We start from the raw sequence: 9,714 nt of genomic DNA on the forward strand, positions 1-9,714 counted from the left end.
CCAACAGTAACACCGGTTACAGATCCAAGCAACTTGACTGATGCGGAAAAAGCTAAAGTAGCAGAAGAAGTTAAGAAATCAAACCCAACCGTAACTGACGTTAAAGTTGGCAAAGATGGTACAACAACTGTAACTTACCCAGATGGTACAACAGCTGTTATTCCAGCCGATAAGACAGTTAAGAAATCATCAGATAAAGTTAAGGAATCAGATGGAGTTAAGAATCCATCAGTAACCCCAGTTACAGATCCAAGCAACTTGACTGACGCCGAAAAAGCTAAAGTAGCTGACGAAGTTAAGAAAGCTAATCCAACCGCGAAAGATATCAAGGTTAACAAAGATGGATCAGTAGTTGTAACCTTTGAAGATGGATCAGTAGCCGTTATTCCAGCTGAAAAATCTGTTACAGCTGCTAACCAAGATTCACCTGCTCAAGCACCAGCTAAGAAAGCAGGAGCGAAAGAATTGCCAAATACTGGTACAGAACAATCTAGCGCTTCACTTGCTTTAGCACTTCTTGCAGCAGCGACAGGCGGACTCCTCTTCGCTAAAAAACGTGAGGAAGAAGAGTAAGAAATTACTCAAATAAAGCAAAACTGAGAATCTCAATTCTATGAATTTGCTAGAAAAACCGTAAGAAGAAATTCTTACGGTTTTTTTGATAGATAAAGATTAGGAGAATGGTGAAATGTCAGTTTTACAGATCTTTGAAACGTTAAAAATTCAATTAAATAGCTATTCAATGTATATGCTATTTTTCCCATAGAAGAAAAGTTAATGTTCCCATCTTTCAAGTGTCTTGATGTAACATTGCAAACTTGTCTGAGGACAGAAAAAACGTTGAGATCATCAACGTTTTTTTAATATAATGGAGCCGGTGGGAGTCGAACCCACGTCCAAACACCTGCTAACATATTTGTCTACGACCATAGGTTATGTATTGTTTTAACAGCCCCTCGACACATAACTCAAGCCTAGGAACTGCGAGTCTATAAATCTCTTATCAAACTGCTAGACGAAGCTTGATCGTATCTCGCTAATAATAAGACCTGTCATCAGACACGAGCAATCCGAATCGGGTCACGCCTGCTGGTTTTTAGGCAGCTAGAGCGTAAGAAGTGTTATTTTTTGCAGTTATATTTAACTGAGCGTTTACGTCGCCACACGAGTCGCAAAATATGCCTCATAATGCCTGTCGAATCCGTAACGACCCCAAAAGACAATACAACTATTATACCTTATCTATTGGGAAAATGCAAAAGCTGAGTAAAGATTAGCATTTGCTTTGTTTTTAGGGCTTGTCTGTTACTCTAAGGGCTAAATATTTTTGCTGCTTGTAAGAAATAATTGGGAAGGTTTATGGAGAAAGAGATGGTCTGAGCTGTAGAGTATTTGACTTGTTGTTTCCGAGAAACCTTGTTGGCTGAGGCTTTTTTCAAGTTCAGAAATGATAAAACCGTGTGTCTCTCCATCTGGTGCAGTAAAATCAGCGATAAAGAGTTGTCCGCCATGAGTCAAATGTTCCTTGAACATAGATAGACTGTCATCAAGATTAGGCATATGATGAAGAACTCGACTGACGATAATAAGATCGAACTCTTCTTCAAGTGGTTCAAGTAATAAATCCTGTTGAATCAAGGATAGGTTTGCAAGTTTTTGACTTTCAATCTTGATGCGAGCTTGCTCTAGCATTTTATCCGCAATGTCAACCAAGGTCACTGATTTAGCTCGTTTGGCAAGAGGAAGGGCGATAAGGCCAGTTCCACCTCCAAAGTCTAGGATTGATTTGTTTGACAAATCAGGCACTTGTTTTATTAGATGCTGGCAAACAAGATCGGCCAGAAATTGATTTTTTGGAGAATCGAATGATTCTGCTCGATGATTAAAATGATGTTCCATATTTCTAGTCTAGCATAGAGTTTGGCAGTTTAACATTTCCTAGCTTTATTCTAGTAAAGGAATAAGCAAAAAGATTTTTCTCAAAAGGCGGTGGGACAGAAATCGATAGACAAAGTCTCGATTTCGTAGTCTCAGCCCCGCGAGGATGATTAGGAGCTTTTGGGAGTCTAAAAGACGAACAAAAAGTTCAATCAGCTACCGCGTCAAAGTTTGATTGTTAATAAAAAGTGAGGTAGGGATTTTTTGTCCCAACCTCTTGTTATTCTGCAGCTTGTTGCCAACGTTTTGCTAGAGTCCGTGAAAGGCTTGAAATAGCTAGGTTGAAACTGAAGTAGATTAGGGCGATCAGGATATATAAGCTGAAAACCTGTTCGGGTTCAAAGTATCGGCCCATGAGGATTTGACTAGCACCAAAAAGCTCTTGGAGGGCGATTACAGAGTATAGAAGACTTGTATCCTTAATCACTGTTACAAATTGAGAGATGATGGCAGGGAGCATCTTGCGGATGGCTTGCGGTAGGATGATGTAATAGAGGATTTGGCGATAGGAGAAACCTTGTGCCATCCCTGCCTCGTATTGTCCTTGATCCACTGCGTTAAGACCGCCTCGAATAATTTCAGCAAGAGCTGCAGATGTAAAGAGAGTAAAGGCGGTGATTCCGGCTGGGGTAGATTTCATTTTAAAGACTAAAAAAATAGTGAAAATCCAGAGTAGATTAGGAACATTTCGTACAAATTCAATGTAGACACTAGCAAGGATTCGTAATAGGGTGTTTTTTCCATTACGCATGACAGCGAGGATGGTTCCAATTAGTGTTGAAAGCGTGATAGCAATCAAAGAGATATAGAGGGTTAGACCAAAACCTTTTAAAATAAAGATGAGGTTGTCTAGACTGAGAACTTCAAGAATACTTTCCATAAAAACCTCCTAAAGTGAATAAGCTTTTTTGTTAGCTTGCTCCATTTTTCGTCCAAATTGAGCAACAGGGAAGCAGAGGGCAAAGTAGAAGAAGGCGGCGCCTAAAAAGGCTGGGATGTAGTTGCCGTTGAGTGCGGACCAAGATTTGGTGACAAACATAAGATCAACTCCAGAAATGATAGCTACTGTCGAAGTATTCTTAATCAGGTTGACGACTTGGTTGGTTAAGGGAGGGAGAATGATGCGAAAAGCCTGCGGTAAGATAATCAAGCGCATTGCATTTGCATAGGTGAATCCCTGAGAAAGAGCGGCTTCGAGTTGGCCTCTAGGGATAGACTGAATTCCTGATCGAATGACCTCAGCGATATAGGCGCCGTGGTAGAGTCCGACACAAAGAACGGCAGTCCAGTAGATGGGAATCATGATAGTATGGTTACTAATCAGAGGCAAGCCGTAAAATACAATAACGAACTGAACTAGGAGAGGGGTATTTTGATAAAATTCGATAAAGATACGGGACAAGATCCGTAAACTACCATGTTTGCTAGTGGATAAGGTACCAAATAGGATGCCCAATAGCATGGCTAGGGAAAAAGAACCTAGAGCGATAGCTATAGTAAAGAGAAATCCGTTAAAAAATTGACCAAAATGTTGAAAATAAGCTGTCCAAGATGATGAATCTATCATGTAGCTACCTCCTTATTCTGCTGAGTGTTTGGAGGGTTTGAGATTGTAGCGATCGTATAAGTCCTGCAAGGTCCCATCCTGACTCCATTTGACAACCAATTGATCTAGATAGTCATTCAGTTGCGTGTTCGATTTTTTGGTTACAATACCATAGTCAGAAGGTTTGAAGCTATCGTCAAGTAGTTCTGTTCTTTTGCTGGTATAGCCGGAAAGGATAGAACGGTCTACCGAGAAGGCATCAATCCGATGGGCGTGGAGGGAGGTGATTAATTCAGGATAAGATCCGAGTTCGACAAATTTAAAGGCAAGGCCTTTTTTCTTACCTAGCTCTGTAATCAGCTTTTGGGTGATGGATCCTTGTGCGACTCCAATGGTTTTTCCGTTTAAATCTTCAATATCTTTAATCTTACCTGATTTATTTACCAAAAATCCACAGGCGTCTGTATAGTAAGGGCTGGTGAAGTTGTAGAGCTTTTTCCGCTCATCTGTGATTGTGAAGGTGGCGATATCCATATCCACTTGTTCGTTGTCTAACAGAGGACCTCGAGTTTGAGCAGTAACTGGAACGTAGCGGACCTTGACCTTGAGTTGATCTGCAATCAGTTTGGCTAAATCTGTTTCAATACCTGAGAATTCTCCAGTTTTCGGGTTTTTATAGCCGAAATTAGGGACGTCTTGTTTGACACCAACAACGATTTCTCCTTTTTTTTGGATATCTGCGATACTGGTATCTGCTTGAACTGATGTCACAAATCCAATGCTTAAAAGACTGGTAACTACTGTTGCAAGAAAGAAATTCTTTTTCATAGGCGTCTCCTTATTTGACCTTGTCACTTTCGTGGTTGATAATCTTGCTGAAAAATTGTTGGGCGCGCGGTTCACTTGGGTGATCAAAAAATGCATCCACATCTGTTGTATCGACCAGGACTTGCCCTTCTGCCATAAAGATGATGCGATCAGCTACCTTACGAGCGAAGCCCATTTCGTGTGTGACGATGATCATATTCATGCCGTCGTGGGCTAGTTTTTGCATAACAGCTAGGACATCGCCGATTGTTTCGGGGTCGAGAGCTGAGGTTGGTTCGTCAAAGAGTAGGAGTTCAGGTTTCATAGCCAGGCCTCTAGCGATAGCTACTCGTTGCTTTTGTCCGCCTGATAAGGTGGCTGGATAGGAATCTTTCTTATCCCACATATTTACAAATTCTAAATATTTTTGCGCAGTTTTTTGAGCCACTTTGGGATCAATACCCAGTACTTTAATAGGTGCAAGAGTTACATTTTCTAACACAGTCTTATGTGGATAAAGATTAAAATGTTGGAAAACCATACCTACTTCCTTGCGGAGGGGGACCAAATCCTTTTGGCTAGCACCTGCCACTTGGTGTCCGTTTACCAGGAGACTTCCGCTATCAATCGCCTCTAGACCATTGATAGTACGGATAAGGGTTGACTTTCCAGAACCAGATGGTCCAAGTAACACAACGACTTGGCCTTTTTCAAAACGAAGGTTGATATTCTGGAGTGCGTGGTAGTCTCCGTAATACTTTTCAACAGCTTTAAATTCTACTAAAGTCATAATTTTTCTCCTTTGTGTTAGATTTTGTAACATAGATTCTACAACAAAAGCGTTTTCCTGTCAAATGATATTACAAAGAAATTAGTAAAACTTTGATAAAAGCAAAGCAGATAGAGAAAAACTGAAAATCATGTTATAATAAAACGATAGAATCGTAAGAAAGAGTGGATGTTTTTTTGATAATTCCTACTTATAATTGGCAATTTGCTCCGCAAGTTGAGGATGCGGATTTTACAAAGATAGCTAAGAAAGCTGGTTTGGGACCTGAAGTAGCTCGTTTGTTATTTGAACGAGGCATCAAGGATGAGCCCAGTCTGAAAAAATTTTTAGAACCTTCTTTAGATGATTTGCATGATCCCTATCTTCTGCATGATATGGAAAAGGCAGTGGAGCGAATTCGCCGTGCTATTGAGCAAGGGGAACTGATTCTCATTTACGGGGACTACGATGCGGATGGGATGACTTCGGCTTCCATTGTTAAGGAAAGTTTAGAACAGTTAGGCGCTGAGTGCCTGGTTTATCTTCCCAATCGCTTTACGGATGGTTATGGTCCAAATGCCAGTGTCTACAAATATTTTATCGAACAGCAGGGCGTGTCTTTGATTGTGACGGTGGACAATGGTGTGGCGGGGCATGAAGCCATTGATTTGGCTCAGTCTATGGGAGTGGATGTCATTGTGACCGACCACCATTCTATGCCTGAGGTTTTACCAGATGCCTATGCTATTATCCATCCTGAACATCCAGGGGCTGACTATCCTTTTAAGCATTTGGCGGGTTGTGGTGTCGCATTTAAGTTGGCTTGTGCCCTTTTAGAAGAAGTGCAGGTTGAGTTGTTAGACTTGGTTGCAATTGGGACAATTGCCGACATGGTCAGCTTGACGGACGAAAATCGTATCATGGTCCAGTATGGTCTTGAGGTCTTGCGCAACACTCAACGAATGGGATTGCAAGAAATGTTTGAAATCGCTGGGATTTCGAGTAGCGATGTGACAGAAGAGACGGTTGGTTTTCAGTTAGCACCGCGTTTAAATGCTCTAGGACGTTTGGATGATCCCAATCCAGCTATTGAGTTGTTGACTGGATTTGACGATGAGGAAGTGCATGAAATCGCCCTTTTGATTCATCAAAAGAATGAAGAACGTAAGGAAATTGTTCAGTCGATTTACGATGAAGCCAAGGGCATGGTGGATCCTGAGAAAAGTGTTCAAGTTTTGGCTAAAGAAGGCTGGAATCCGGGAGTTCTTGGAATTGTAGCTGGGCGCTTGCTTGAAGAACTAGGTCAGACAGTTATTGTGCTTAATATCGAAGATGGACGAGCCAAGGGTAGTGCTCGAAGCATAGAAGCAGTTGATATATTTGAAGCTTTGGACCCGCATCGAGAACTGTTTATCGCATTTGGTGGTCACGCAGGTGCTGCAGGTATGACCCTCGAAGTGGATAAGTTGGAAGTCTTATCTGATCTTTTGGAAGCCTATATCCGAGAAAAAGGTGTAGATGCCCAAGGTAAAAACAATCTATTTTTAGACGAAGAACTGGACTTAGAGGTCTTGAGTTTGGAGACGGTGAAAAGTTTTGAACGTCTAGCTCCTTTTGGGATGGATAACCCAAAACCTGTCTTTTATATTCGAGATTTTCAAGTTGAAAATGCTCGCGTTATGGGAGCTGGTAATGCCCATCTCAAGCTGAAAATTTCCAAAGGAGAGGCTAGTTTTGAGGTGGTCGCTTTTGGTCAAGGTAAATGGGCGACTGAGTTCTCGCAGACCAAGCAACTGGAATTGGCAGTGACTCTCTCTGTCAATCAGTGGAATGGTCAAACAACCTTGCAGTTGATGATGGTTGACGCCCGTGTAGAAGGTGTCCAGCTCTTTAACATCCGTGGCAAGAATGCCCTGTTGCCAGAAGGTGTACCTGTTTTGGACTTTACGCAAGAGTTACCTGATGTCACCTCTTGTTCAGCTATTGTTGTTAAGAATGTTCCTGAGGATATATCTCTCCTTAAGAAAATCTGTCAGGAGCAGGATTTTTCTGCTATTTATTTTAAAAATGATATAGCTAAGGCTTACTACTTGACGGGCTATGGCACGAGAGAGCAGTTTGCAAAATTGTATAAAACCATCTATCAATTTCCAGAGTTTGATATTCGCTATAAACTCAAAGATTTGGCAGCCTATCTCAAGATTGAACAAATTCTATTAGTCAAGATGATTCAGATTTTTGAAGAGCTTGGCTTTGTGACCATTGAAAATGGTGTCATGACGGTGAATAAAGAGGCTGAAAAGCGTGATATGGCTGAAAGTCAGATTTATCAAAAATTGAAACAAACTGTCAAAGAGCAAGAAATAATGGCACTTGGAACAGTCCAGGAAATTTATGATTTCTTAATGGAAAAAAGTGAATAAGAATAGAAAGAGTTGGTTTGCTGACTCTTTTTTTGCTATCAAAAACTACATCAATGAAAGGAATTTAGTGCTATAATGAGAGGAGTGAAGGACTGTTGAACCTTGTTGAAGAAAGTTATACTCTTCGAAAATCTCTTCAAACCACGTCAGTGTCGCCTTACCGTATATGTGTTACTGACTTCGTCAGTTCTATCCACAACCTCAAAACGGTGTTTTGAGCAACCTGCGGCTAACTTCCTAGTTTGCTCTTTGATTTTCATTGAGTATTAGTCTCAAAAGTACCAGAGAAGTTAGTCGGAGTAGAAAATGGATAAAGAGAAGAAAAAGAAATTACTGGCAGAGTATAAGCAGCAACAGAAGAAAGAATTTGAAGCAAGTTTACCGATAACAAGGGAAATCTTTTTAGATTTGTTTGATTTTTTGGATCAGGAGTTAGAGTCGCTGACTTGTTATGACGCTTTTCTTTTGAAAAATTATGTTTAAAAGTATTTTGGATAAATCCCTTGGTAAATCAAGTGGAAGTTACTTTGAGAAATTACCTTAAAAAATCAAAAACGATTTAACTTGTCAAAGCAGAGGTTTATTGTTATAATAGGTAAGATGGAGGCGTTATGGCACTTAAAAAAGCAAGTCTAGCCTGTGCGGTTTGTGGTTCTAGAAACTATTCAATTAAGATTAGTGGAAATCCAAAACCAACACGCTTAGAAGTAAATAAATTTTGTAAACACTGTGGCAAGTACACCACACACCGAGAAACGAGATAGGAGAAAACGATGCGTTTTATTAAGGACATTTTTAAACTTCTTAAAGAAACAACTTGGCCGACTCGCAAGGAAAGTTGGTTAGATTTTAAATCTATCATGGAATACACTGCTTTCTTTGTAGTGATGATTTATATTTTTGACCAATTGATTGTTAGCGGATTGATTCGTTTTATTAATATTTTTTAAAATAAGCTAAGAAAAGATCTAGTCGCTGAAATTCTTCAGTTAGGAAAGGAAAAAACATGGATAGTTTTGATAAAGGATGGTTTGTGCTACAAACTTACTCTGGCTACGAAAATAAAGTAAAAGAAAATCTATTGCAACGTGCACAAACATACAATATGCTAGAAAATATTCTACGTGTTGAAATTCCTACACAAACAGTGCAAGTAGAAAAAAATGGAAAGAAAAAAGAAATCGAAGAAAATCGCTTTCCAGGTTATGTTCTTGTAGAAATGGTTATGACCGACGAAGCATGGTTTGTTGTACGTAACACACCAAACGTAACAGGATTCGTAGGTTCACACGGAAATAGATCAAAACCAACTCCACTTTTGGAACAAGAAATTCGCGATATTTTAGTTTCTATGGGTCAAACTGTCCAAGAATTTGATATTGATGTCGAAGTTGGTCAAACTGTTCGTATTATTGACGGAGCTTTCGCAGATTACACAGGTAAGATCACAGAAATTGATAACAATAAAGTTAAGATGATTATCTCAATGTTTGGTAATGATACAGTTGCAGAAGTAAATCTTAACCAGATTGCAGAACTTTAATCAAAAATATTATCAATATAAAATCACAAACAAAGACAACTGTAGAGACAACAGTTGTCTTTTTATCTCTCATCTGCCTTCCTCAATACTTCCTGATACACCTTGGACTCAAAAAAAACACAAGACAGGAACCAAATCCCTTCTTTCCCCCTTTCGCTGCTATACTACAAGCAGAGAAAGGGGGAAAGCAAATGCTTGAGAAGTATTATGAGAAGGTAAAAGGAATTGTCCATAGATGCCGAAAAGATTATTATCTTCATCTGTGGGAAAAAGAGGATTGGGACCAAGAGGGCATGATCTGTCTCCATGAACTTCTAGAACACCATCCAGAACTAGTGGAAGAGGAAAAGAAACTCTACGTCTACTTCAAAACAAAATTTCGCAATCGAATCCTTGATAGCGTCAGAAAACAAGAGAGTCAAAAACGTCGCCTAGACCGGATGGCCTACGAAGAAGTAGGGGAGATTAGCCATCGCCTACCAGAAGGAGGATTGTGGTTGGATGATTACTACGCCCTTCATGAATTGCTGGATACTTATAGAAGAAAATTACCAGAAGATAAACAAGAAGCCTACGAACGCCTCTGGGCAGACGAACGATTTAAAGGCCGCAAAGCCTTACTAAAAGAGTTAAAGGGTTTAATTCAGGAGAAATGAAAAAAAGTTAAAAAAAGGTGTTGACAAAGTAA

12 protein-coding genes and 1 other RNA gene are annotated in these 9,714 nt (G+C 40.0%); 7 read left to right on the top strand and 6 right to left on the bottom strand.

Annotated elements, in window-relative coordinates; translation table 11 throughout:
* A partial coding sequence (locus O3658_RS10365; RefSeq protein WP_371561467.1) for an LPXTG cell wall anchor domain-containing protein occupies window positions 1-573 on the top strand: 573 nt, incomplete at its 5' end.
* A 293-nt stretch (window positions 574-866) separates the two neighbouring features.
* On the opposite strand, the gene ssrA is transcribed toward O3658_RS10365, so the two are convergent.
* The 6 genes from ssrA to O3658_RS10395 form a co-directional block, all read right to left on the bottom strand.
* Window positions 867-1,214, bottom strand: a transfer-messenger RNA (tmRNA) gene (gene ssrA, locus O3658_RS10370).
* A 103-nt stretch (window positions 1,215-1,317) separates the two neighbouring features.
* On the bottom strand, window positions 1,318-1,899 hold the full coding sequence (locus O3658_RS10375) for a class I SAM-dependent methyltransferase (protein WP_371561470.1): 582 nt from the start codon (window positions 1,897-1,899) through the stop codon (window positions 1,318-1,320).
* Window positions 1,900-2,158: 259 nt separating this feature from the next.
* The gene (locus tag O3658_RS10380; RefSeq protein ID WP_371561473.1) at window positions 2,159-2,818 is read right to left on the bottom strand and encodes an amino acid ABC transporter permease; all 660 of its coding nucleotides are present in this window, start codon (window positions 2,816-2,818) and stop codon (window positions 2,159-2,161) included.
* Window positions 2,819-2,827: 9 nt separating this feature from the next.
* Window positions 2,828-3,505, bottom strand: a complete 678-nt coding sequence (locus tag O3658_RS10385; RefSeq protein WP_371561476.1) for an amino acid ABC transporter permease — start codon at window positions 3,503-3,505, stop codon at window positions 2,828-2,830.
* A gap of 12 nt (window positions 3,506-3,517) precedes the next feature.
* Window positions 3,518-4,312 carry a transporter substrate-binding domain-containing protein gene (locus tag O3658_RS10390; protein ID WP_371561478.1) on the bottom strand — a complete coding sequence of 265 codons (795 nt, stop codon included), beginning with the start codon at window positions 4,310-4,312 and terminating at the stop codon, window positions 3,518-3,520.
* A gap of 10 nt (window positions 4,313-4,322) precedes the next feature.
* Window positions 4,323-5,081, bottom strand: a complete 759-nt coding sequence (locus O3658_RS10395) for an amino acid ABC transporter ATP-binding protein (RefSeq protein WP_371561481.1) — start codon at window positions 5,079-5,081, stop codon at window positions 4,323-4,325.
* Between the two features lie 176 nt (window positions 5,082-5,257).
* On the opposite strand from O3658_RS10395, the gene recJ reads away from it, so the two are divergent.
* The 6 genes from recJ (at window position 5,258) to O3658_RS10425 (ending at window position 9,682) form a co-directional block, all read left to right on the top strand.
* A complete protein-coding gene (gene recJ, locus O3658_RS10400) occupies window positions 5,258-7,483 on the top strand; it encodes a single-stranded-DNA-specific exonuclease RecJ (RefSeq protein WP_371561484.1) in 2,226 nt (741 codons plus the stop codon).
* A gap of 306 nt (window positions 7,484-7,789) precedes the next feature.
* A complete protein-coding gene (locus O3658_RS10405; protein ID WP_371561487.1) occupies window positions 7,790-7,966 on the top strand; it encodes a hypothetical protein in 177 nt (58 codons plus the stop codon).
* A 128-nt stretch (window positions 7,967-8,094) separates the two neighbouring features.
* Entirely contained in the window at window positions 8,095-8,247 is a 153-nt protein-coding gene (rpmG, locus tag O3658_RS10410) for a 50S ribosomal protein L33 (protein WP_001809375.1), read from the top strand.
* 9 nt (window positions 8,248-8,256) lie between these two features.
* On the top strand, window positions 8,257-8,433 hold the full coding sequence (gene secE, locus O3658_RS10415; protein WP_001211016.1) for a preprotein translocase subunit SecE: 177 nt from the start codon (window positions 8,257-8,259) through the stop codon (window positions 8,431-8,433).
* A gap of 56 nt (window positions 8,434-8,489) precedes the next feature.
* Window positions 8,490-9,026, top strand: coding sequence for a transcription termination/antitermination protein NusG (nusG, locus tag O3658_RS10420; protein WP_045763385.1), 537 nt, complete (start codon window positions 8,490-8,492; stop codon window positions 9,024-9,026).
* A gap of 191 nt (window positions 9,027-9,217) precedes the next feature.
* A complete protein-coding gene (locus tag O3658_RS10425; protein WP_371561493.1) occupies window positions 9,218-9,682 on the top strand; it encodes a sigma-70 family RNA polymerase sigma factor in 465 nt (154 codons plus the stop codon).
* Window positions 9,683-9,714: the final 32 nt, after the last annotated feature.

It is taken from the genome of Streptococcus sp. 27098_8_69, assembly GCF_041432445.1.
Classification (GTDB): Bacteria; Bacillota; Bacilli; order Lactobacillales; family Streptococcaceae; genus Streptococcus.